At 67.0% G+C, this 22,567-nt stretch carries 19 protein-coding genes; 14 read left to right on the top strand and 5 right to left on the bottom strand.

Going from position 1 to position 22,567, the window contains the following annotated elements:
- The first annotated feature begins 73 nt into the window (after positions 1-73).
- Positions 74-1,738: a phosphoglucomutase (alpha-D-glucose-1,6-bisphosphate-dependent) gene (gene pgm / locus LDO86_RS00845; protein WP_056388446.1), complete on the top strand. Its 1,665-nt coding sequence runs from the start codon at positions 74-76 to the stop codon at positions 1,736-1,738.
- Here the strand turns inward: pgm and LDO86_RS00840 are convergent.
- On the bottom strand, positions 1,735-2,256 hold the full coding sequence (locus LDO86_RS00840; RefSeq protein WP_155845579.1) for a 2'-5' RNA ligase family protein: 522 nt from the start codon (positions 2,254-2,256) through the stop codon (positions 1,735-1,737). The two genes, pgm and LDO86_RS00840, sit on opposite strands and share 4 nt — an antisense overlap.
- A gap of 126 nt (positions 2,257-2,382) precedes the next feature.
- Complete coding sequence (locus LDO86_RS00835; protein WP_018770293.1) at positions 2,383-2,988, bottom strand: malonic semialdehyde reductase; 606 nt, start codon at positions 2,986-2,988, stop codon at positions 2,383-2,385.
- Between the two features lie 199 nt (positions 2,989-3,187).
- Between LDO86_RS00835 and LDO86_RS00830 the strand changes: the two genes are divergently transcribed.
- Positions 3,188-4,540: a solute carrier family 23 protein gene (locus LDO86_RS00830; protein WP_018770294.1), complete on the top strand. Its 1,353-nt coding sequence runs from the start codon at positions 3,188-3,190 to the stop codon at positions 4,538-4,540.
- On the opposite strand, the gene LDO86_RS00825 is transcribed toward LDO86_RS00830, so the two are convergent.
- Together LDO86_RS00825 and LDO86_RS00820 are read right to left on the bottom strand one after the other, a co-directional pair.
- Entirely contained in the window at positions 4,537-5,460 is a 924-nt protein-coding gene (locus tag LDO86_RS00825; RefSeq protein ID WP_018770295.1) for an SGNH/GDSL hydrolase family protein, read from the bottom strand. The genes LDO86_RS00830 and LDO86_RS00825 overlap by 4 nt on opposite strands.
- Positions 5,457-6,341, bottom strand: coding sequence for a GAF domain-containing protein (locus LDO86_RS00820; protein ID WP_018770296.1), 885 nt, complete (start codon positions 6,339-6,341; stop codon positions 5,457-5,459). Before LDO86_RS00820 ends, LDO86_RS00825 begins: the two co-directional genes overlap by 4 nt.
- A gap of 181 nt (positions 6,342-6,522) precedes the next feature.
- Between LDO86_RS00820 and LDO86_RS00815 the strand changes: the two genes are divergently transcribed.
- The 5 genes from LDO86_RS00815 to treS all read left to right on the top strand — a co-directional run bounded on the left by LDO86_RS00815 (position 6,523) and on the right by treS (position 13,913).
- On the top strand, positions 6,523-7,407 hold the full coding sequence (locus tag LDO86_RS00815; protein WP_224084198.1) for a LysR family transcriptional regulator: 885 nt from the start codon (positions 6,523-6,525) through the stop codon (positions 7,405-7,407).
- 219 nt (positions 7,408-7,626) lie between these two features.
- On the top strand, positions 7,627-8,724 hold the full coding sequence (locus tag LDO86_RS00810; RefSeq protein ID WP_224084197.1) for a tartrate dehydrogenase: 1,098 nt from the start codon (positions 7,627-7,629) through the stop codon (positions 8,722-8,724).
- Positions 8,725-8,865: 141 nt separating this feature from the next.
- Positions 8,866-10,335, top strand: coding sequence for a C4-dicarboxylate transporter DctA (gene dctA, locus LDO86_RS00805; protein WP_224084196.1), 1,470 nt, complete (start codon positions 8,866-8,868; stop codon positions 10,333-10,335).
- A gap of 1 nt (position 10,336) precedes the next feature.
- On the top strand, positions 10,337-11,482 hold the full coding sequence (locus tag LDO86_RS00800; RefSeq protein ID WP_224084195.1) for a glycerate kinase: 1,146 nt from the start codon (positions 10,337-10,339) through the stop codon (positions 11,480-11,482).
- Between the two features lie 154 nt (positions 11,483-11,636).
- Positions 11,637-13,913 (top strand): maltose alpha-D-glucosyltransferase, encoded by a 2,277-nt coding sequence (gene treS, locus LDO86_RS00795; protein WP_056388456.1) that lies wholly within the window; start codon positions 11,637-11,639, stop codon positions 13,911-13,913.
- A gap of 33 nt (positions 13,914-13,946) precedes the next feature.
- Here the strand turns inward: treS and LDO86_RS00790 are convergent, their stop codons facing one another.
- Positions 13,947-15,164, bottom strand: a complete 1,218-nt coding sequence (locus LDO86_RS00790) for an ROK family transcriptional regulator (RefSeq protein ID WP_018770298.1) — start codon at positions 15,162-15,164, stop codon at positions 13,947-13,949.
- Between the two features lie 208 nt (positions 15,165-15,372).
- Between LDO86_RS00790 and LDO86_RS00785 the strand changes: the two genes are divergently transcribed.
- The 7 genes from LDO86_RS00785 (at position 15,373) to LDO86_RS00755 (ending at position 22,549) form a co-directional block, all read left to right on the top strand.
- Entirely contained in the window at positions 15,373-16,488 is a 1,116-nt protein-coding gene (locus LDO86_RS00785) for a Gfo/Idh/MocA family oxidoreductase (protein WP_223993357.1), read from the top strand.
- Positions 16,485-17,315, top strand: a complete 831-nt coding sequence (locus LDO86_RS00780; RefSeq protein WP_144601006.1) for a hypothetical protein — start codon at positions 16,485-16,487, stop codon at positions 17,313-17,315. The genes LDO86_RS00785 and LDO86_RS00780 overlap by 4 nt, the downstream gene beginning before the upstream one ends.
- Before the next feature lie 113 nt (positions 17,316-17,428).
- Complete coding sequence (locus tag LDO86_RS00775) at positions 17,429-18,754, top strand: extracellular solute-binding protein (protein WP_018770301.1); 1,326 nt, start codon at positions 17,429-17,431, stop codon at positions 18,752-18,754.
- 12 nt (positions 18,755-18,766) lie between these two features.
- Positions 18,767-19,729, top strand: coding sequence for a sugar ABC transporter permease (locus LDO86_RS00770; protein ID WP_223993356.1), 963 nt, complete (start codon positions 18,767-18,769; stop codon positions 19,727-19,729).
- A complete protein-coding gene (locus LDO86_RS00765) occupies positions 19,729-20,619 on the top strand; it encodes a carbohydrate ABC transporter permease (protein ID WP_224084194.1) in 891 nt (296 codons plus the stop codon). The genes LDO86_RS00770 and LDO86_RS00765 overlap by 1 nt, the downstream gene beginning before the upstream one ends.
- 41 nt (positions 20,620-20,660) lie before the next feature.
- A complete protein-coding gene (locus LDO86_RS00760; protein ID WP_223993354.1) occupies positions 20,661-21,425 on the top strand; it encodes a sugar phosphate isomerase/epimerase in 765 nt (254 codons plus the stop codon).
- Complete coding sequence (locus LDO86_RS00755; RefSeq protein ID WP_018770305.1) at positions 21,422-22,549, top strand: Gfo/Idh/MocA family oxidoreductase; 1,128 nt, start codon at positions 21,422-21,424, stop codon at positions 22,547-22,549. Before LDO86_RS00760 ends, LDO86_RS00755 begins: the two co-directional genes overlap by 4 nt.
- The last annotated feature ends 18 nt before the right edge of the window (positions 22,550-22,567 follow it).

Here is a 22,567-nt window from a genome sequence, read left to right as displayed (position 1 = left end):
ACATTGCGCGTCACAGGGTCCGGATTATGGGCGGGTCGTTTGGACTCCTGCCAGGTTCTGGCATGCTGGAGCCATGGCTAGCCGCGCGGGTACAGTTGCCCAACCCCAGGACCTTGTTGACATCACTGCGCTTCTTGACGCGTACTACGACATTGCGCCGGACCTGGGTGATCCCGGCCAGCGCGTCGTGTTTGGCACCTCCGGGCACCGGGGCTCCAGCCTCAAGGCCTCGTTCAATGAACAGCACATCGTTGCCATCACGCAGGCAATCGTGGAATACCGGGCTGCGCAGGGCGTCACCGGCCCGCTGTTCCTGGCCAAGGACACCCACGCACTGAGCGAGCCCGCGCAGAACTCCGCGCTGGAGGTGCTCGCCGCGAACGGCGTCCAGGTCCTCGTCGACGCCAGGCACGGCTACACCCCCACCCCGGCGCTGAGCCACGCCATCCTGACCTACAACCGGAAAGCCGCACCGGGCGCCCCGCAGGCCGACGGCATCGTGGTGACCCCCAGCCACAACCCGCCCGGCGACGGCGGCTTCAAGTACAACCCCCCGCACGGTGGCCCGGCGGACTCGGATGCCACCGGCTGGATCGCCAACCGCGCCAACGAGCTGCTGGAGAACGGGCTGCGCGGCGTGAAGCGGATCCCGCTGGCGGACGCCCAGGCCGCAGACACCACCGGCAAGTTCGACTTCCTGAGCAGCTACGTGGACGACCTTCCGTCCGTCCTGAACCTGGACGCCATCCGCAATGCCGGAGTCCGGATCGGTGCCGATCCCATGGGCGGCGCGTCCGTGGACTACTGGGGCGAGATCGGCGAGCGCCACCACCTGGACCTGACCGTGGTGAACCCCACGGTGGACCCGCAGTGGGCCTTCATGACCCTGGACTGGGACGAGAAGATCCGCATGGACTGCTCCTCGCCGTCGGCCATGGCGTCGCTGATCCAGCGGATGTCCGACGCCGCCGCCTCCGGCCAGCCCGCATTCGACGTGGCCACGGGCAACGACGCCGACGCCGACCGCCATGGCATCGTCACCCCGGACGGCGGGCTGATGAACCCCAACCACTACCTGGCCGTCGCCATCGACTACCTCTACCGCAACCGCAGCGGCTGGAACCCCGCCTCGGTGATCGGCAAGACGCTGGTGTCCTCCTCCATCATCGACCGCGTGGCCGAGAGCCTGGGCCGCAAGCTCGTTGAGGTGCCCGTTGGCTTCAAGTGGTTCGTTCCCGGCCTGCTCTCGGGTGAAGGGGCGTTCGGTGGCGAGGAATCCGCCGGTGCCTCCTTCAACAAGCTGGACGGCAGCGTCTGGACCACGGACAAGGACGGCATCCTGCTGGCACTGCTGGCCTCGGAGATCACCGCGGTCACCGGCAGCTCCCCGTCCCAGCTGTACAAGGGGCTGACGGACCAGTTCGGCGCCCCCGTCTACGCCCGGATCGACGCCGCCGCCACCCGCGAGCAGAAGGCTGCACTCGGCAAGCTGTCGCCGTCGGACGTTACCGCCACGGAACTGGCGGGCGAGACGATCACCGCCAAGCTCACCGAGGCGCCAGGGAACGGCGCGCCCATCGGCGGCCTGAAGGTGGTCACCGAAAACGCCTGGTTCGCGGCCCGCCCGTCCGGCACGGAGGACGTGTACAAGATCTACGCCGAGTCCTTCAAGGGCGAGGAACACCTGAAGCAGGTGCAGGCGGAGGCCAAGGCGCTGGTGGACAGCGTCATCGCCTAGTACTGCGAAGGTTCCTGGCTCCACAACCGGAGGATGCGCCTGATGGCGTGGTCGCCGCCGGGCGCCATGTCCACCAAAGCCACGCGGTCAAGCACGACGGCGTCGCCCCGGTGGAGGCGCTTGGCGTCCGGGCCTGGGGTGGCCTGGTGGGAGACGTGCGGCCGGTAGCCGGACAACGTGTGGCGCGGCGTGAGGATCCTGCCGCCCGCGTCCACCACCACCTGCACCAGCCGCTCATGCAGCTCCTGCAGGGCGGGGTGCGGCTCCACCAGGTTGACGGGGACGGACCCGTTGCGGCCAAAGGCGGCGTCCTCCCCCACGGTCAGCTCCGCGCCAAGCGCTGCGTTGGCCGGCCCATCTGCAAGCGCGGCGATGCTTTGGGCGACGTCGGCACCGTCCGTGGCGGCGGCGTCGAACCTCACCAGGGTGACGTGCAGCGGCCACTCCGTCCGCAGAAAAACCTGGCCGTCCGCCACCGGTTCCACGAAGGCCACAAAAATGAGGTTCCGCATCGGCATACGCCCAGTCTCCCACCGGCCACCTCCACGCCTCTGACGCCCCATCACATCCCGCCCAAAAAACCCAAACGCCCCATCACCAGGTGATGGGGCGTTTGGAGAAAAGACGCAGGAAGTGATGGGGCGTCAGACGGTGCGGACAGCCTCGTCGTAGGAGAATTTGGGCTTTGCCTCGCCCCAGGCGTCCTCGCCCGGCTGGCCGATGTTGACCACCAGGAAGCTCTTCTGGTCGCCGGCCGGGAAGAAGGCGGCGTCGATGGCGTTGAAGTCAGCGCCGGTCATGGGGCCGGCGGCGAAACCGAGCGAACGGACGGCCAGGATGAAGTAGCCGGCCTGCAGGTGGGCATTGTTGTTGCCCGTGGCTGCGGCGAGCTGCGGGTCGGCGTCGTACATGGCCTTGGGGGCGTTGTAGCCGGGGAGGAAGTCGTCCCACTTGCCGGCCCAGTCGGTGTCGTAGCTGAGGATGGCCACCAGCGGGGCGGAAGCCGTCTTGGCCTGGTTGCCGCGGGACAGGGCATCCACCAGGGTGGCGCGGGCCTCAGCCGAGCGGACATAGGTGACGCGCAACGGCTGGGAGTTGAACGCAGTGGGGCCGAACTTGGTGAGCTCGTAGATGGCCTGGGCCTGCTCCTCGGTCACCTCGCCGGTGAAGGAGTTGGCGGTGCGGGCCTGGGCAAAGATGGCGTCCACGGCTGCCGAATCGATAACCGCTTCTTCGTGGGCAATGGTCATTGGCTTACCTTTCGCTGCGCCGCCCGCCTGCCGGGGTGGCCTCTGATGCTTTCCATAGTTGCAACTTCAACTGCTTTCCTCCTCTTCCCGTGACGCCGGGTGACCTTGGCCACAGCGGGCCCGCACAAACACTTGGCGGTATTCTGGAGCGAGTTGATCTTCGCCCCCTCGCGGCACCCCCTGAAAGGCATTCCTTCCCATGAGCATGCTCGGAATCAAATGGAAGCTGCACGGCACCGGCAAAACCATCAAGCCCGGCCAGGTGGTGGCCCCGGATGAGCGGCTGGCGTGGCCCCTGACCATCGGCGTGGGCATGCAGCACGTGGTGGCCATGTTCGGCGCCACCTTCCTGGTTCCCATCATCACCGGGATGCCGCCCGCCACCACGCTGTTCTTTTCGGGGATCGGCACGCTGCTGTTCCTGGTGGTCACCAAGGGCCGGGTGCCCAGCTACCTGGGTTCAAGCTTTGCCTTCATTGCACCCATCACCGCCTCGCAGGCGCAGTTCGGCATCCCCGGCGCCCTGGGCGGCGTGGTGCTTGCCGGCGCCACCCTGGCCCTGGTGGGGGCCGTGGTGCAGAAGTTCGGCGCCGGCTGGATCAACCGGTTGATGCCGCCCATCGTCACGGGTGCCATCGTGGCACTGATCGGCCTGAACCTTGCCCCCGCCGCCAAGCAGAACTTCGACGCCGCCCCGATTACGGCCCTCATCACACTGGTCACCATCATCCTGGTCAGCGTCCTGTTCCGCGGAATCCTGGGCCGGCTCAGCATCCTGGTTGGCGTTGTGGTGGGCTACCTGGTGGCCATGCTCCGCGGCGAGGTGAAGTACGACAAGATGGACGCCGCAGCCTGGGTTGGGCTGCCGCATTTCCAGACCCCCGAGTTCCACATCGGCGTCCTGGGCCTGTTCGTCCCGGTGGTCCTGGTGCTGGTGGCAGAGAACATCGGCCACGTGAAGTCCGTTGCCGCCATGACAGGACAGAACCTCGACGGCGTCTCCGGACGCGCGCTGATGGCAGACGGTGCTGCCACCGTGCTGGCCGGCCTGGGCGGCGGATCGGGCACCACCACGTACGCGGAGAACATCGGCGTCATGGCGGCCACCAAGGTGTATTCGACGGCGGCCTACTGGGTGGCGGGCATGTTCGCCATCCTGCTCAGCTTCTCGCCGAAGTTCGGCGAACTGATCGCCACCGTCCCGGCAGGCGTGCTGGGCGGCGCCGCCACGATGCTGTACGGCATGATCGGCATCCTGGGCGTGAAGATCTGGGTCCAGAACAAGGTGAACTTCTCCAACCCGGTCAACCTGACCACTGCCGCAGTGGCCCTGATCATCGGCATCGCGGACTACACCTGGACCATTGGCGACCTGAAGTTCACCGGCATCGCCCTGGGTTCTGCTGCCGCCCTGGTGATCTACCACGGCATGAAGGCCGTCGCGAAGGCGCGCGGAACGGTGGCCGAACCCGAAACCGAGCAGGGCGTACTGCCTCCGGCAGCGAAGGCCGCGATGAAGGCCGCGGCCAAGCGCTCCCCCAGGAAGCGCTAAGCCACCCTGCCGGTTTCCACCCCGGGGTCCACTCCAGGCTGTCCGTCATAACCCGGTCCGGAGGTCCTGGCCGCGGGATGTCCGGGCGGGAAGGGACCGGGACGGCCAAGGCCGAACACCGGGACCGGCTGCGGCCGCTTGGCCGCCAACCCGCTGACCTGGTGGGGCCGCATCCGCTTCAGCACCCACGGCACAAAGTACTGCTTGGCCCAGACCAGGTCTTCGGCCCGGGCCTGCGTCCAGCCGTGCGCGGGAAGCGGCCGCGGCTGCAGCGGCCTGAGCGTATGCGGTACGCCCAGGGCGTTGAGGGTGGCCACCGCTACGGAATGGTGGCCCAGCGGGGACAGGTGCAGCCGGTCCGGGTCCCACATCAGAGCATGCTGCAGCTCCGGCAGGCACCAAAGGTCAACCATGATGGCGTGGTGCCGGGCCCCGATCCTGTGGAGGTGTTCGTTGTAGACCGCCACGCGGCCGCGGATCTTGCCGAAGACCGGCGTGTTCCCCCAATCGGGACCTGCATACAGCAGGATGGTGGCGCCCGTGTCAGCCAGGATACCCACGGCCTCGTCGATCTTTTCCGCCAGCTTGTCCGGGTCGCCGTGGCGGAACACGATGTCGTTGCCACCGCCGGACATGGCAATCAGGTCGGGCTTCAACGCCAGGGCCGGTGCCAGCTGCCCGTCGAGGATTTGCCGCAGCAGCATGCCGCGGATGGCCAGGTTGGCATAGGCGAAGTCCGGCTGGCTGTCCGCCAGTTCCTCCGCCACGCGGTCAGCCCAGCCCCGGAGGCCGCCCAGGCTGTGCGGCTCGGGATCGCCGATCCCTTCGGTGTAAGAGTCCCCCAGGGCGACGAACCGGTGCCAGGGGTGCCTGCCCGGTCCTTCCGTGATGGAGCGCAGTTCCTGTTTCCCGATGGTCATGCTGTCCTCCCTTCCGCAGCAGGCGGGGGTTCCGTCCCCGCCGCAGCGTCCTTGCGGGCCGACCTTCCGGTTGGAAAGTCCCGCCCCGCCGGCGACGGCCGCGGGAGCTCCGCCACGCCGTCGTACGTTTCCTGCCGCAGCCCCGACGGCTGCCCAACCCCGAGGTCCATCCCTGCGGGGGCCACAACGTTCAATGCCACGTCCCGGAGATCCAGCTCGTGGTGCAGCGCCTGCGTCTGCAGGAACCGCAGCGCACCCTCCCGGGTGAGTCCGTATTCGTTCATCAGGCTGCGCACGGCGAGGTCCACCAGGACCAGGGAGCTTTGGACGACGGCGAGACCCGCCGTCGTTTCCGCGCGTTCGGCCACCCGGACCACAACATGCATGGCCCGCGCCACCTCACGGGCATAGCTTTGGCTGCGCACCAGGTCATCGCTGGTGAAGGCGTGCGGGAAAGGCGCGTAAAGATTGATGGCGGCACTGGTCCCGCCTTCGGTGAGGATGGGGACGGAGAGCAGGGACTGCACCCCATGGGCCGCGGCAGCGCTGGAATACCCCGGCCAGCGGCGGTCCCGGCTCAGGTCCGACACCAGGACGAATTCTGCGGTGCGCATGGCTTCCATGACCGGTCCGTCAGCGAACGAGCATTGCTCCCGGTCCGCTTCGCGTGCCTGCTCCGTACTGGCTGCGATGGTCCGCGCCGTGCCCAGGCGGAAGAGGGTGGCCGCCCAGCTGATGCTGCGGCGCTCACCTTTGATACCCGCCATGAAGTCGCGGGTGACGTCCCGGAGGTAGTCTTCGACGTCCTTGCTGTCGAAAACCGGCTCCGGGGTAACTGGAAGCGGTCCCCAGCCAACCTGCCCCGTGGGTTCAGCGGCCATGCTCCAGCCCTGCTATCAGCGCACCGGGCCCACTGCAAAACCTTGCTCTAAGAATACGACCGCTGGCCGCCATAGTGGGCAAAGTTGGCGAAACAAGGGGGAAAGGGGGATTCGCAGAATGGGGCAGGCGTGGGTAGGCTTCAGGCGCACCCCAGCATCGGTCTGCCGGAGAGGAGCCGCTTTGGACACCCGGAAACTGAAGTACTTCCTGGCGGTGGTAGACCACGGTGGATTCAACCGCGCGGCAGAGCACCTGCTGATCGCCCAGCCGTCCCTGTCGCAGACCATCGCCGGACTGGAGAAGGAGCTGGGCGTGCCCCTGTTCCACAGGATCGGCCGCCGGGCTGTCCTCAGCGACGCCGGCAGGGAGTTGGTGGGTCCAGCGCGTCTGGTAATGCGGGACCTGGCCGCGGCACAGTCCGCGGTGCAGGCTCTTCGCGGCATCCGAAGCGGGCAGCTGGACATCATCACCATGCCCTCACCGGGAATTGAACCACTTACCTCAATGATTGCCGCCTTCACCCAGACCTACCCGTCGGTCCGGCTGAACGTTGGGGCCGCGTTCACGCCGGAGGAAGTGGTGGAATCCGTGCGCAGCGGCAGCACGGAAATAGGACTGGCCGGTTCCCCCACCGCCATCCGCGTTCCCGGCGTCGAAGTATTGGCGCTGGAGCGGCAGCCCCTGATCCTCATCGTTAACCCGCAGGCGGACACTTTTGGTTCCGGTGACTCGATTGTGCGGGAGGACCTTGGCGGCCAGCGCATCATCGCCAGCCAGCGCGGTTCCCTGATGCGCTGGCTCGTGGACGATGCGCTGGCCCAGGGCATCGAAGCCGAGATTGTGGTGGAGGTGGCCCACCGCACATCCATCCTCCCCCTCGTTCTCGCCGGCGTGGGGCATGCGGTGATGCCTTCCTCGTGGGCACCCACCGCGCACAAGGCCGGCCTGCGGACGCTCCTGATCGAACCGGTCTCGCACCTGGAAGTAGCCATCCTGAGCCGCAAGGACGACCTCACCCCTGCGGCGTCCGCCTTTCTGGAAGTCGCCAGGCAGCACGCGGAGTAGCCGCGGCACAACCCATCGGCGGCTCCGGCAGCGCAGTTTAGGGCTCAAAAGGGCGTTATCGGAGCATTGATCACTGGATCGATAGGCGGTTCCTATCAGCTGGATCGAATCTTGGTCTTGGACGCTGATGGAGCGGGCCGCGTCTACTTGAGGAGGAAGAAAAGCAGCGTGATCCCGGCAACAGGACACACTGCCCACACTCAACGAGGAGGTAGCCACATGGGCGCCAACCAGACATTCAACATCGCTTCGATCCCCGCGGACGGCGTAGGCAAGGAAGTGGTCGCCGCTGGCCGCCGCGTCCTGGATGCGCTGGCCGAAAACTCCAACGGCAGGTTCGCTTTCGATTGGACCGAGTTTCCCTGGGGCTCGGAGTACTACGCCAGGACCGGACAGATGATGGACCCCAAGGGCCTGGAAGCCCTGAAGGACTTTGACGCCATCTACTTCGGCGCCGTCGGCTGGGAAAACGTCCCGGACCACATCAGCCTCTGGGGGCTGCGCCTGAACATCACCCAGAACTTCGACCAGTGGGCCAACATCCGCCCCGTTAAGTTCCTCCCCGGCGTGCAGTCCCCGCTGCGCAAGGCAGACAACACCGAACTCGACTGGGTTGTGGTACGCGAAAACAGCGAGGGTGAATATGCCGGCCTGGGCGGCCGTAACCTCAGCGGCCGCGGCCCCGGCAACGAGGTGGCGCTGCAAACCGCACTGTTCACCGAAAAGGGCTGCGAGCGCATCGTGCGCTTCGCGTTCGACCTGGCCCGGACCCGCACCGTGAAGAAGGTTTCCTCCGTCACCAAGTCCAACGCCCAGCAGTACGGCATGGTCCTGTGGGACGAGGTCTTCAACCGCGTGGCCCTTGACTACCCGGACGTCCAGACCGAAAGCGTCCTGGTGGACGCCATGAGCGCCAAGTTCATCCTCAAGCCCGAGGACCTGTCCGTGGTGGTGGCCTCCAACCTGAACGCCGACATCCTCTCCGACCTCGGCTCCGCACTGGCGGGCAGCCTGGGCCTGGCAGCCAGCGCCAACCTGAACCCGGAGCGCCGCTTCCCGTCCATGTTCGAACCCGTCCACGGCTCCGCTCCGGACATCGCCGGCCAGGGCATCAGCAACCCGATCGGCGCCATCGCCAGCGCCGCCCTGATGCTGGACCACTTCGGCCTGCACGGGGAAGCACGCCGCGTTGAAGCCGCCATCGAAGCGGCCACCGGCGCGGGCCACCTGACGCGCGACGTGGGCGGCACTGCAAACACCGAGGACGTCACCGAAGCCATCATCAAGGCCCTGACGCTCACTCCGGCAGCTGTCTAGGCAAGCAGTAACCTCCGGCGCCGCCATTCGGTCGCCGGTGCCACGCCCGGGGCGGGCGGTGAAGCAGCGCTGCCGCCCGCCCCGCAGCAATCTCTTCCCCAGAACATCCTCCAGCGACATTCCAACAATGAGGTAGGAATCATGGACCACAACAGCACCGCCGCAGCTGCAACAGCGGCCCCGAAAACCCGGTGGTACCGGCAACTGTACTTTTGGGTACTGACAGCGATCGTCATCGGCATCCTGGTGGGCTGGCTTGCCCCGGCAACCGGTATTGCCATGGAACCGATCGGCATCACGTTCGTCAACGCAATGAAGATGCTGATCGGACCCATCGTCTTCCTCACGATCGTGGGCGGCATCGCCAGCGTCGCCGACCTGAAGAAGGTGGGCATGACCGGGCTGAAGGCGCTCACGTATTTCCAGGTCGGCACCATCTGCGCCCTGGCATTCGGACTGGTGGCCATCAATATCTTCCGGCTCGGCGAAGGCGTGAACGCCGACCCCGGCGCCATCAAGACTTCCGACTCGGCCGCCAAGCTGATCGACGCCGGCGCGCACCAGGAATGGTGGCAGTTCATTACCAACATCATCCCCACCAGCGTCGTCCAGCCCTTCGTCGTGGGCGACATTCTGCAGATCATCTTCATTGCGGTTGTCTTCGGGATCGCCCTGAACGCCATGGGCAAGGTGGGCGCCCCGGTCCTTGACGGCGTCCAGCGCCTCACCGCTGTGATGTTCAAGATCCTCAGCTTCATCATGAAAGCGGCGCCACTTGGCGCATTCGGTGCCATGGCCTTCGCGGTGGGTAAGTACGGCGTCTCATCCCTGACCAGCATGGGCGGCCTGATCGCGCTCTTCTACGCCACTTCCATCCTCTTCGTGGTGGTGGTCCTCGGCTCGGTCATGGCCTTCCTGAAACTGAACATCTTCAGCATGATCCGGCACCTCAAGGAGGAATACCTGCTCATCCTGGGCACCTCCACTGCCGAGCCTGCCCTGCCGGGGCTGATGCGCAAGCTCGAGCACGCCGGCGTCAAGAAGGAAACGGTGGGCCTCGTAGTCCCCACGGGCTACAGCTTCAACCTGGACGGCGCCGCCATCTACCTGTCCCTCGCGGCCCTCTATATCGCCCAGGCCACCAACACCAGCCTGACCATCGGACAGCAGCTGGGCCTGCTCGCCGTCATGCTGCTGACCTCCAAGGGCGCAGCCGGCGTGGCGGGCGGCGGCTTCATTGCCCTGACCGCCACACTGGCCACCATCGGTACCATCCCGGCGGCCGGCATCATGCTCATCTTCGGCATCGACAAGTTCATGTCGGAGTGCCGTGCCCTGGTCAACTTCACCGGCAACGCGGTGGCCACCCTGTTCATCGCCTGGTGGGACCGCACGCTCGACGCCGACCGTGTCCGCCGCGTCTTTGCGGGCGAAACCGTGGAACCTGTGCCCGCGCAGACTCAGGCTCAGGCTCAGGCTCAGGAACTGCATGCCGGGGCCGGCCCCAACGACGACGACCTCCACCAGGTGCCTGCCCCAGGGAAGGATTCGGCCGGCGTCGGGCATCCCCTCCCTGCCGACCGCCGCCCCGCCTACTCCGAGACCGTCTGACATGTCCACTTCCACCCCCTCCCTCCGCGCCCTCATCGCGCCCGACAAATTCAAGGGCAGCCTGACCGCCCATGAGGTGGCACACGCCCTGGCGGCCGGACTCCGGTCCGTCGCCGGGGCCCACCGAACCATCCAGTGCGACCTGCTCCCCCTGGCCGACGGTGGAGACGGCAGCGTGGACGCCGCCGTCTCGGCAGGGTTCGCGCGGCACACCTGCCAGGTCACCGGGCCGACGGGGCAGCAGGTGCAGGCATCCATCGCCTTCGACGGAGTCACCGCCGTCGTGGAAGTGGCCAACACCTGCGGGATCTCGCTCCTGCCCCACGGCACCCTTGACCCGCTCAACTCCTCCAGCCGCGGATTCGGCGAAGCCATCCGCTTCGCCCTCAGCCTTGCCCCGGCACGAATCGTGCTGGCGCTGGGCGGCAGTGCCAGCACAGACGGGGGCACGGGGATGCTGTCCGCCCTGGGCTACACCTTCACCGACACCGATGGCCACCGCCTTGAAGGGACAGGGCGCAGCCTCTTCCGGATCCGCTCCGTCCAGGGCTCCCCCCTTCCAGGCCTGGTGGCGGCTGAACTGATCGTTGCCAGCGATGTCTCCAATCCGCTATGCGGTCCTGCCGGCGCTGCTGCCGTCTTCGGGCCCCAAAAGGGGGCGGTGCCGGCCGATGTGGCCAGCCTGGACGCCGGGCTGGTGCACTTCGTGGCAAGGATGGAAGGCGCGGGATTTGCTTCCGCCCGCGAACTGGCCGGACACGAGGGAGCGGGCAGCGCCGGCGGATTGGGCTTCGCCTGCCTGCTGCTGGGCGCGCGGCAGGTATCGGGAGCGGACTTCTTCCTGGACCTGCTGGACTTCGATGGCCGCAGGGACAACTGCGACCTGGTCATCACGGGCGAAGGCAGCATCGACTTGCAGACCCTCGCCGGGAAGCTCCCGGCTGCCGTGGCCCGCCGGTCCGGCACCCGGCCCATCATCGCCGTCGCCGGCCGTTCCCTGCTTCCCCGCGAACGCTGGGCGGACCTGTCCCTGGCACGGGTGTACGCCCTGGCCGACTACACCAGCCGGGACTCCGCCAAAGACCCAGGGTTGTCCACCGCCCTCCTCCAGCAGATTGGCCGGGACATCGGACAAAGCATCCACTAGCCCAGGCACGTTTGTCCCCTCCACCGGCTCCGCTGAGCAGTAGCATCGGGAGAGGGAACGCCGAATACTCCCTGTTGCCCTGGGTACGTTTCCTTGGGCAAGGGTTTTGGAGCATCCATGCCAGCACGGAAACGAGCAATGGAAAGAGGAGCTTATGCCTGAGCCGGGCACCAGCGGGAACACTTCGGAAGCGGATGCAGCCGCCCCCATCGGGGAAGTGGAAGCGGGCGCTGCGGAGCCGTCAACGGAACTGGACGTCAATTTCGACGAGCAGTTCTTCGCGGCCAGGCCCAAGGCCCTGCGGCCCATCGCGCGCCGGCGCCAGTTCGTCGGCAGCAGGCCGTCCTTTGAATTCGACGGGCGGAACGCGGCGTACGTGGACTGGCTCCGCAACCAGGCGATGCTCGGGGACGCGAACACGCTGGCCCGGCAGCTGTCCGGCCAGGCCAGCATGTGGCAGAACTCGTACGCCCATCCCAACCCGCGGGCCGCCGTCGAACGCGCCTCCGTGTGGTTCACCGCCTACCCGCTGTCCTTCATCACCCCGTCCGGCCAGTCATTCCTTTCGGCCCTGGGCGATCCGGCCATGTGGAAGGCCTTTAGGGAAATCGGTATCCGCGGAATCCACACCGGGCCCGTGAAGCTCGCCGGCGGCATCAGCGGCTGGTCCCACACGCCCAGCGTGGACGGGCACTTCGACCGCATCAGCATGGCGATCGACCCGGTTTTCGGCACCGAGGATGAGTTCCGGCGGATGTGCGAGGTGGCCGCCGAGCACGACGGCACCGTCATCGACGACATCGTCCCGGGCCACACCGGCAAGGGCGCGGACTTCCGCCTGGCCGAAATGAACTTCCGGGACTACCCCGGCATATACCACATGATCGATATTCCGGAGGAGGACTGGAACCTGCTCCCGGACGTCCCGGAGGGGGCGGACTCGGTCAACCTCAGCCCCGACTCCGAGCAGGCGCTGCAGAAGGCCGGCTACATCATCGGCAGGCTGCAGCGGGTCATCTTCTACGAACCCGGGGTGAAGGAAACCAACTGGAGCGCCACGCGGCCCATCGTGGATACCACCGGCAAGACCCGCCGCTGGGTCTACCTGCACTACTTCAAGGCCGGCCAGCCCTCCATCAACTGGCTGGACCCCACCTTCGCCGGAATGCGCCTGGTGGTGGGCGATGCCCTGCATTCGCTGGTGGACCTGGGCACGGGGGCGCTGCGCCTGGACGCCAACGGCTTCCTGGGCGTGGAGAAGAGCGCCGAAGAACAACCCGGCTGGTCCGAGGGGCACCCACTGTCCGAGGCAGCCAACCAGCTCATCGGCTCCATGATCCGGAAGGTGGGCGGGTTCTCCTTCCAGGAGCTGAACCTGACCATCGACGACATCAAGGCAACCTCCGATGCCGGCCCCGACCTGTCCTACGACTTCATCACCCGGCCTGCGTACCACTACTCCCTGGTCACGGCCGACACCGAGTTCCTGCGGCTGACCCTCCGGCTATCGCTGGAAATCGGCGTGGACCAGGCGTCGCTGGTGCATGCCCTGCAGAACCATGACGAACTCACCTACGAGCTCCTGCACTTCGCCGCCGGGCACCGGGACGAGATGTTCGAGCTCAACGGCGAGGAACTCACCGGGGCGCAGCTGGCCGAACAGGTCCAGCAGACCCTGCGGGAACGGCTCACCGGCGAAAACGGGCCCTACAACGCCGTCTTCACCACCAACGGCATTGCCTGCACCTCGGTAAGCTTCATCATGGCCGCGCTGGGCATCAAGGACCCGTCCACCACCACCCCGGAGCAGGAAGCCCAGATCCGGGACGTCCACCTGCTCCTGGCCATGTACAACGCCCTGCAGCCGGGCGTCTTTGCCCTTTCCGGCTGGGACCTCACGGGCATCCTGGCCCTGGACCGGAGCAGCGTCCGCGAGCTCACCTCGCAGGGCGATACACGCTGGATCAACCGCGGCGCCCACGACCTCATGGGAACCAGTCCGGACGCCACCACCTCGTCCGCCGGGATGCCCCGGGCCCGCAGCCTGTACGGGCCGCTGCCCGAACAGCTCAAGGACCCCGACTCGTTCGCGCGCCGGCTGCAGCGGATCCTCGCCGTGCGGGAAGAGAACGGGATCGCCACCGGCACCCTGCTCGACGTCCCGGACGTTTCCAACCGCAGCGCACTGGTGCTGGTCAACCGGCTGAAGGACGGCAGCCTGCAGGTCACGGCGCTCAACTTCTCCGGGCAGGACATCGCCGGCAGCATCCAGTCCAACGAGCTGCCGTCCGGCGCCAACGTCAAGGATCTGTTCAGCGGCGAGACGGTGGGGCAGGTGGATGACCTGCACAGCTTCTTCCTGGAGCTGCCCGCGTACGGCGGCACGGCACTGATCCTGGCCGAAGCGCCCGAGCCGGAGGCGGAGGCGTAGAGCCCACGCCGGGTAGGCCGGGGATTCCCGGCTTTACCCGGCGATGGCGCCTGCCAGCGTGGCTTCGATGACGGCCGGCGAGAGGACGTACTGGGTGACCAGTTTGCTTGCGCCAAGGACCGCCGCCTGGCTCCCGGCGCGGGAGCCGTTGATGCGCAGGTGCGAGGTGGCCAGCGGCGGGGAGCGCCGGTACACCACCTCGCGGATGCCGGCCACCAGGTGCTCGCCCGTCTCGCCAACGCTGCCGCCCACCACAATCACGGACGGATTGAGCAGGTTCACCACGGTGGCCAGAACCTCGCCGATGTCCCGGCCGGCCTGGCGCAGCGCCTGGATGGCCTGCAGGTTGCCGTCGGCGGCGAGCCGGAGCACGTCCGAGCCCTTTGCCACGTCCAGTCCCTGGTCCCGGAGGGAGCGCACGACGGCGGGACCGGACGCCAGCGCCTCCAGGCACCCATAGTTTCCACAGGCACACAGGACATCCGCGCCGCGGGCCACCTGGACGTGGCCCAGGTCGCCTGCCGTGCCGTTGGCACCACGCTGCAGTTCCCCGTTGCTGATGATGCCGGAGCCGATGCCGGTGGCCACCTTCACGAAGAAGAAGTTGTTGTGTTCGGGCCAGTGCGCGGACTGCTCCCCCAGCGCCATGATGTTCACGTCATTGTCCACCAGCACGTGGACGGGCAGGGACCGCTGGACGTAGCTGACCACGTCGAACCCGTCCCAGCCCGGCATGATGGGCGGCTTGACGGGCTTGCCGGTGTCATGTTCCACGGGCCCGGGCAGCCCGATGCCGATCCCGGCCAGTTCCGCAACGGTCCGTCCGGTGGACGCCAGCAGTTCCTTGCCCTGCGCCACCACCTGGTCCAGCACGGCTTCCGGCCCGTCGGCCACCTGCTGCGCCAGCCGGTGTTCGGCCAGGATGTTTCCGCCGAGATCCGTCACCGCAACGATGACGTGCGTGGCGCCCACGTCCACGGCCAGCACCAGGCGGGCTGACGGGTTGAAGGCAAAGCGCGACGGCGGCCTGCCGCCGCTGGAGAGCGCCTCACCCGCGGGACCCACCAGGCCGGACAGCATCAGCGCATCGATCCGCGAGGCGACGGTTGAGCGGGCCAGACCCGTGCTCAGCGCAAGCTCGGCGCGGGTGCGGGCCCGGCCGTCACGAAGCAGCTGGAAGAGGTCCCCGGCGCGCGACAGGCTGCCGACATCGGACTCTTTTCCGGCCTGCTTACCTGTCACTGAAGTCATGTCTAAGTCATAACACTCTTACTTTCTGCTGTCACCAATCAGAAGAATGACGCGCAACAAACAACTTTTGCTTGACGTGCGTCAAAAGTAGTTCTACGTTGTGACTCAAGGCACATTCGCGGATCCGATGGTGAACATCAGCCGCACTGATTCCGGCACCGTAATCCGCTTACACCCCCAGAGTCCGCTTACAAAGAGGTAACTGACCTTGTCCCAGCAAGCAGCGTCCCAGCACGCAGCGCCGGCAGACCGGCCGCTCCTCGGCGTCGGCATCCTCGGCGCGGGGCCCGTCACGCAGGCCATCCACCTCCCGGCACTGGCCCGCCTCCAGAACATCCTGGAAGTACGGCACATCATGGATGTGGATGCCGCCGTGGCCTCGTCGGTGGCGGCCCGCGTTGGCGCCACGGCCGGCACCAGCATGGCTGCCCTGCTGGACGATCCCGCCGTGGACGTCGTGGCAATCTGCAGCCCCCACCAGTTCCACGCCGACCAGGTCATCGCCGCCTGCAGGGCCGGCAAGAAGGCCGTCCTCTGCGAAAAGCCTTTCGCCATGAACGCCGAGGAAGCCGCCCGCATCTCGGCCGTCAGCGCCGAAACCGGGGTGCCAATCGTCGTCGGGGCCATGCACACCTTCGACCCCGGCTGGCTCGCGGCCGAACAGAACTGGGGCGACCTTCCCGGGCAGGTCCACACCATCCGTTCCTCCATCGTCCTGCCGCCCAATGCCCGGTTCGAGGACTTCGCCACCGAGATCGTCACGCGGCCGGCCGCAGGCCGGCCCGACTACTCGGACCCGGACGTCATCAAGAGCGCACTCCGGGGCGGGATCATGGGCCTGGCCATCCACGACCTGCCGCTGGTCCGCCGGTTCACCCCGGACTTCACGGACCTCGAAGTCCTCCAGGTGTTCCACGTCCGCCCGTTCGGCTATGCCGTTTCGCTGCGCACCCCAACCCGCGTCATCGAACTGCGTGCCGTTATGAACGGCACCTGGAAGCCCGAGTGGACCTTCGAGGCCATCGGGGACGATGCGGCCCTTCACATCGACTTCACACCGTCGTATGTCCAGGCCGGCTCCGCAGTGGCCACCCTCACCCGCGGCAACGGCAGCGATACCCGCACGTTCGGCCCGTACGGCCACAACGGTTATGAGGGCGAATGGCGTGAACTTGCCGGGCTTGCCCGGGGAACCCGCCAGGCACCCGCCGCACAAACCCTGATCGACGACCTCACCTTTGCCCTCGCCATCGCCGACGCCACGGCAGCAAGCGCCGGGGCGGGGCATGCCGGTGCCGCGGGAAAAGCAGGAGTTACGCCATGAGCGGCCAGTACACGGTCTCGGCATCACCCGCCGCGCGGGAAGAGGGCGCGGTTACCCAAACGGTGGCCTCACTGCCTGCAACCTTCGGCCCGGCTCCGGAGAGCCGGCAGGGCACCGCCGACGTCCTGGTGGTCGCAGGCGGACCCGGCTGGACCACCGAAGCCCTTCACGCCGTTGCCGCCGGCGCCCGCGGCGTTGTGGTGGCCAACCCGGCACCCGAGGACACCACGGAACTGGCCGCCGCCGTTGACGCCGCAGGAACCGCCGTCGTCCTGGACCTCCGCTGGGCCTCCAACCCCGCCCTGGTGGCGGAAGGCAGCACCCCGGACGCCCGCGACGCAGTGCGCAGTGCCCTGGGCAGCGCGTCCCTGCTGGACAGCGTTGCGACGGCGGCCCCCGGCACCGACCCGCAGCGGCTCCTGGGCGAACACCTCGCCGCGCTGCTGGCCGTCAGCGGACCGCTCGACGGCGTAAGCCTCCTCCGCAGCGACGCCACGGGATACACGGTGGCCGGCAGGCTGGCCAACGGCGCGCCCTTCACCGCCCAGGGCGTGCTGACCGCTGCCCGCCCGGCCGCCGTCGACATCCGCCTCTACACCGCCGACGGCGGGGTGTCCGTCCAGGTCCCGGATCCGGACGCCGCCTGGCCGGCCGAAGTCCGGGTCACCGGAGCCCATGGCGAACTCTTGCTTCCCACGCTTTACGAATCCGCCCACCGGTCAGCGTGGCGGCGCCTGAAGGACCATCTTGGCGCCGGCACCCGGCCGGACGATCTGGCCGGGTTCGCCCGGCTGACCGACCTCTACGCAACCCTCGCTGCCACGTAACCAGACCCACCGATACGCAACCTGAACAGCAGTCCAGTCCCACCTCCACTCTCGACGATGAGCAGGACCGCACCAACGGCGCACTGCGCCGGCCGGTCCCGAAAGGACACATCATGAACGCAACTTCCGAACAGCGCCGCCCCTTCTCCCGGCGCGGTTTCCTGGGCCTGACGGCTGCCGCCGCCGCAGCACCCCTCCTCGCCGCCTGCGGCGGCGGCTCGGCATCGCAGGGCGGCGGAGGCGGCGCGGGCGGAACGGTCAAGTTCTGGGACATGCCGTGGGCAACGCCCGCCTACAACGACGCCGCCAAGGGCATCGCGGAAGGTTTCTCCGGAGCCAACGGCGCCAAGGCCTCGTACCAGATCATCCAGTGGAACAACTTCTACCAGACCTTCTCCTCCGCGATCGCCTCGAAGACGGGCCCGGCTGTCTCCACCGGCGGCGGCTTCCAAGCCTTCCAGTTCGAGCAGCAGGGCCAGATCGCGTACGCGGACAAGGTGATCGAGAAGCTGAAGGCCAATGGCCAGTTCAACGACTTCCTGCCCGGCGTGCTGGACCCCTTCAAGTCGGACAAGGGCTACGTGGCGGTCCCGTGGCAGCTGGACATGCGCGTCTTCTGGTACCGCAAGTCGCTGTTCGAGAAGGCAAACGTTGCCCTCCCCACGGACTGGCCGTCCCTGCTGGAAGCAGGCAAGGCCCTGAAGAAGGTGGGCGCATTCGGCTTCACCACCGGCGCAGGCGCGGGCAACAACTACGCCAACCACTCCATGATCATGATGATGGTCAACAACGGCGGCGGTGTCTGGAACAAGGACGGCGAGCTGGACCTGATGAACGACCGCAACGTGGAGGCCATGGAGTTCGTCCTGGAACTCGTGTCCAACGGCATCGTCGACCCCGCCGCGGTCAGCTACACCACGGACAACATGTCCGCCCAATGGAAGGACGGCAAGGCAGGCTACGGCCTGTTCCAGGTCAACGTTCCGCAGCGTGTGGGCGATACCTCGGGCGACCTGCTGGTGGCTGACCCCATCAAGGGTCCGCACGGCGACAAGGCAACGATCGTCTTCCCGAACAACATCATGATGTACACCAACACCCCGTCGCAGGAAGCCTCGGAGGAGTTCCTGGTGTACTACCTGGGCCAGCTCAAGCAGCTGTGGCAGAAGAAGCTGATGTCCGCCCTGCCGGTCTTCAAGTCGATCACGGAGATCCCCGAGTTCGCCAACGACCCCAACAACGTCAAGATCGTCAAGGACTGGCAGCCCATTGCCAAGACCTTCGCCGCCCAAGGCAGCCGGCTCAATGCGAACCTGGCGGCCCTCGACGGCGGCCAGGCACTGAACCAGTTCAGCCAGACCATCATCACCGGCAAGGCCGACGCCAAGACTGCCCTGCAGACTTTCCAGTCCGGCCTCGAGTCGGTCCTGAAGAAGTAGGACCGAGCGCCCATGTCCAGCACTACCACCCAGTCCGGCCTGTCACGGGCCCGCCGGGGACTCGCCCCCGGCGGGTCTGGGTCCGCCCCCGGTAAACGCAGGAGCAAGCTCTCCGCGCAGGCCACCAAGACGTTCTTCTGGCTCCTGCTTCCCTCCGTGGTCCTGCTTGTCCTGATCCACGGCTACCCGCTGATCTACGCCGCCGTCCAGGCCACGCATGACGGGGACCTGCTCCAGACCGGCAACTTCGTGGGCGCGCAGAACTTCGCCACCGTCCTCAGTTCGCCGGCGTTCTGGAAGGCCGCCCAGTTCACGCTCTGGTTCACCATTGTGGGCGTCTTCGGATCCTGGCTTGTAGGCCTGGGCCTCGCCCTGCTCCTGCGTACCAGGATTCCGGCCGGCAACACCTTCAAGGTCCTGCTCCTGCTGCCCTGGGTGGTGCCCGTCGTGGTGTCCTCCACCGCCTGGAACTGGCTGGTGGCCACCCCGGACAGCCTGGTTCCGTCCCTGTTCCGGAACCTGGGCCTGGGCACACCGCTCTTCCTGGCGGACCCCACCCTGGCCTCGGTCACGGTGATGGTGTTCAAGGTCTGGGTCAGCTTTCCCTTCATGATGATGATGATCTCCGCGGCCCTGGCCTCCGTGGACAGCACCGTCTACGAAGCGGCCAGCATGGACGGGGCCAGCCGCTGGCAGCAGTTCAGCCAGATCACCCTGCCCCTGATTGCCCGCTCCAACTACATCAGCTGGATCCTGATGACCATCTTCTGCGTCAACGACTTCCCCACCATCTACCTGCTCACCGGCGGCGGCCCGGTCAACGCCACCACCTCCCTGGTGGTCCTGGCGTACCGGACCGTGTTCCAGGACTTCGCCACCGGCCCCGGCGTGGCCATCGCCTTCCTCATGACCATGACCCTGGTGGTCATCTCGGTCATCCTGTACCGCCAGATCCGAAAGTCGAGCGTCGAATAATGAGCGCAGTACTCCACGCCCATCCCGAATCCGGCCCCACGCTCGGCGTCGATGCCGGCAAACGCCGCAGGGTCCTCTCCGAGGCGGGGCAGCGCGGCCGCTGGTGGCGGTTCGCCGCGATCCTCATCATCACGGGGATCGTGCTGGTGCCCATCATGGTCACCATCCTCCTGGCCTTCACGCCCGGACCGAACAGCACGGCCACCGGCCTGACCTTTGAAAACCTCGGCAACGTCTTCTCCAAGACCCTGGCCGCCACCTGGCTGAAGAACAGCCTGATCACCACCCTTTCCACGGTGGTGGTGTCCGTGGCGGTGGCCGCACCTGCCGGCTACGTCCTCTCCCGGGGCCGCAGCAAGGCAGTTTCCGGATATTCACTGCTCCTGTTCGTGATGCAGTCGCTGCCCATCATCACGTCCGTGGTGCCGCTGTTCATCCTGTTCGCCGGCATGGGCCTGGTGGACAACCTCCTGGGCCTGACCATCATCTACGTCGGCTCCACCATGACGGTTGCCACCTGGATGATGGCCGCCTACTTCGATTCCATCCCGATCAGCCTGGAGGAGGCGTCCTGGATCGATGGCTGCTCCGTTTTCGGCTCCTTCACCAAGGTGGTCCTGCGGAACTCCCTGCCCGGTGTCCTTTCCACCGCGATCTTCGCCTTCCTCCTGGCCTGGAACGACTACCTGGTGGCCATCGTGTTCCTGCGTTCGAATGAAATCTTCACCCTTGCCATGGGCGTGCAGTCCTTCTTCCAGCAGAATGCAACGGACTGGACCTCGGTCATGGCCCTGGCCGTGGTCATGATGCTCCCGCCCGTCATCGTCTTCGCCACCTTGAACAAGTACTTCAGCGTGGGCGGCATCGGCGGCTCGCTCGCCGGCCGCTGACCCCAACCCCAACGACCTCTACAGAACCGCTAAGGAAACCCATGTCCTACTCACTGCAGCTTTACACGCTCCGCAACGCCATTTCCGAGGATCTTCCGGGGACCATCAGGAAGGTGGCGGAGATCGGCTTCACCCAGGTTGAGCCGTACAACTTCGTGGCCACCGCCAAGGAACTCGGCGCCGCCCTGAAGGAGTACGGCCTCACCGCGCCGTCCGGCCACGCGCCCCTGATGAGCCAGGACCAGGACGAAATCTTCGCGGCGGCCAAGGAACTGGGCATCACCACCGTCATTGATCCTTTCCTTCCCGCCGAGCACTGGCAAAAGGCCGAAGACATCCAGGCCACCGCCGAAAAGCTCAACGCGGCCGCCAAAAAGGGTGCTGAATACGGCATCCGCGTGGGCTACCACAACCACGCCTGGGAACTGGAGTCCACCATCGAGGGCCGCACGGCCCTCGAGTACTTCACATCCCTGCTGGACCCGGAACTGGTCCTGGAGGTGGACACCTACTGGGCAGCCGTGGGCGGCCAGGACCCCGTGGAACTCCTGGCCAGGCTGGGCGACCGGGTGAAGTTCATCCACATCAAGGACGGCCCCCTGAACAAGGACAATAAGGCCCAGCAGCCCGCAGGCCAGGGCAAAGTGCCCGTCATGGAGGTCATCGCCGCAGCAAAGTCGCTGGAGGTGGGCGTGGTGGAGTTCGATGACTACGCCGGCGACATTTTCGATGGCATCGCCCAGAGCCTTGCCTTCCTGAACAGCGACACCGACAGCAACACCGCAGCCGAAGGAGCCAACGCGTGAGTACCCCCGCAAGCAAGCCGGCCCGCACCGGGCCGGTGGGCGTCGGCGTCATCGGCGCCGGCGTGATCAGCAAGCAGTACCTGGACAACCTGACCGCGTTCCCGGACCTCAAGGTCCACGTGATCGCCGACCTCTTCGAGGAAGCCGCCGAGGCCCGGGCCAAGGAGTACGGCGTCCCGGAGTGGGGCGGCGTGGACAAGGCCCTGAACCACCCCGACGTCGAGATCATCGTCAACCTCACCATTCCCGCCGCCCACGTGGAGGTGGCCACCGCCGCCGTCAACGCCGGCAAGCACGTCTGGACGGAAAAGCCGTTCTCCCTGGACCGCGAATCCGGGCTGGGCCTGCTCAAGACCGCCGACGCCGCCGGGATCCGCCTTGGCTGCGCCCCGGACACCTTCCTCGGGGCCGGCATCCAGACGGCCCTGCGCCTGATCCAGCGCGGCGACATCGGCACGCCGCTGACGGCGATGACCACGTTCCAGACCCCCGGCCCGGAATCCTGGCACCCCAACCCCGCGTTCCTCTTCCAGCACGGCGCCGGCCCGCTGTTCGACATGGGCCCGTACTACCTCACCACCCTGGTCCAGGCCTTCGGCTCCATCCGCAAGGTGGCCGCCGTCGGGTCCAAGGCCAAGGATGTGCGCGTGATCGGTTCCGGGCCCAAAGCCGGCGAGGAGTTCACCGTCGAGGTGCCCACCCACGTCTCCGCGATGGCGCAGTTCGAATCCGGCGCCTCCTCGCACAGCGTCTTCTCCTTCGAGTCCCCCCGGACCCGGATGGGATTCGTGGAAATCACCGGGACCGAAGCCACCATCTCGCTGCCGGATCCCAACTACTTCACGGGCGACATCAAGCTCTGGCGCGCCGGCGACGAGGACTGGACCACCGTTCCGGCCACCGGGCCCGCCAACGGCCGCGGCATGGGCGTGCTGGACATGGCACGCTCGCTGCGGGCAGGAACAGCCCACAGGGCCACCGGCGAACTGGCGTACCACGTCCTGGACACCATGGTCTCGATCTCCGAGTCCATCGATGCGGGCACATTCGTGAACGTCGAAAGCTCGGCCCCGGTATCCCCCGCCCTCCCCGAGGACTGGGCACCGGAAACCGCCACCCTCTAAATCCAGCACGTAGTCCAG

The organism is Arthrobacter sp. StoSoilB19 (assembly GCF_019977275.1).
Taxonomy (GTDB): Bacteria; Actinomycetota; Actinomycetes; order Actinomycetales; family Micrococcaceae; genus Arthrobacter.
This window is presented reverse-complemented; position numbering and strand designations above follow the sequence as displayed.

What these genes read in the sequence shown, in the direction of transcription:
- pgm (WP_056388446.1), top strand. Translation starts at nt 74, where the DNA reads ATGGCTAGCCGCGCGGGTACAGTTGCCCAACCCCAGGACCTTGTTGAC.
- LDO86_RS00840 (WP_155845579.1), bottom strand. Translation starts at nt 2,256, where the DNA reads ATGCCGATGCGGAACCTCATTTTTGTGGCCTTCGTGGAACCGGTGGCG.
- LDO86_RS00835 (WP_018770293.1), bottom strand. Translation starts at nt 2,988, where the DNA reads ATGACCATTGCCCACGAAGAAGCGGTTATCGATTCGGCAGCCGTGGAC.
- LDO86_RS00830 (WP_018770294.1), top strand. Translation starts at nt 3,188, where the DNA reads ATGAGCATGCTCGGAATCAAATGGAAGCTGCACGGCACCGGCAAAACC.
- LDO86_RS00825 (WP_018770295.1), bottom strand. Translation starts at nt 5,460, where the DNA reads ATGACCATCGGGAAACAGGAACTGCGCTCCATCACGGAAGGACCGGGC.
- LDO86_RS00820 (WP_018770296.1), bottom strand. Translation starts at nt 6,341, where the DNA reads ATGGCCGCTGAACCCACGGGGCAGGTTGGCTGGGGACCGCTTCCAGTT.
- LDO86_RS00810 (WP_224084197.1), top strand. Translation starts at nt 7,627, where the DNA reads ATGGGCGCCAACCAGACATTCAACATCGCTTCGATCCCCGCGGACGGC.
- dctA (WP_224084196.1), top strand. Translation starts at nt 8,866, where the DNA reads ATGGACCACAACAGCACCGCCGCAGCTGCAACAGCGGCCCCGAAAACC.
- LDO86_RS00800 (WP_224084195.1), top strand. Translation starts at nt 10,337, where the DNA reads ATGTCCACTTCCACCCCCTCCCTCCGCGCCCTCATCGCGCCCGACAAA.
- treS (WP_056388456.1), top strand. Translation starts at nt 11,637, where the DNA reads ATGCCTGAGCCGGGCACCAGCGGGAACACTTCGGAAGCGGATGCAGCC.
- LDO86_RS00790 (WP_018770298.1), bottom strand. Translation starts at nt 15,164, where the DNA reads ATGACTTCAGTGACAGGTAAGCAGGCCGGAAAAGAGTCCGATGTCGGC.
- LDO86_RS00780 (WP_144601006.1), top strand. Translation starts at nt 16,485, where the DNA reads ATGAGCGGCCAGTACACGGTCTCGGCATCACCCGCCGCGCGGGAAGAG.
- LDO86_RS00775 (WP_018770301.1), top strand. Translation starts at nt 17,429, where the DNA reads ATGAACGCAACTTCCGAACAGCGCCGCCCCTTCTCCCGGCGCGGTTTC.
- LDO86_RS00770 (WP_223993356.1), top strand. Translation starts at nt 18,767, where the DNA reads ATGTCCAGCACTACCACCCAGTCCGGCCTGTCACGGGCCCGCCGGGGA.
- LDO86_RS00765 (WP_224084194.1), top strand. Translation starts at nt 19,729, where the DNA reads ATGAGCGCAGTACTCCACGCCCATCCCGAATCCGGCCCCACGCTCGGC.
- LDO86_RS00760 (WP_223993354.1), top strand. Translation starts at nt 20,661, where the DNA reads ATGTCCTACTCACTGCAGCTTTACACGCTCCGCAACGCCATTTCCGAG.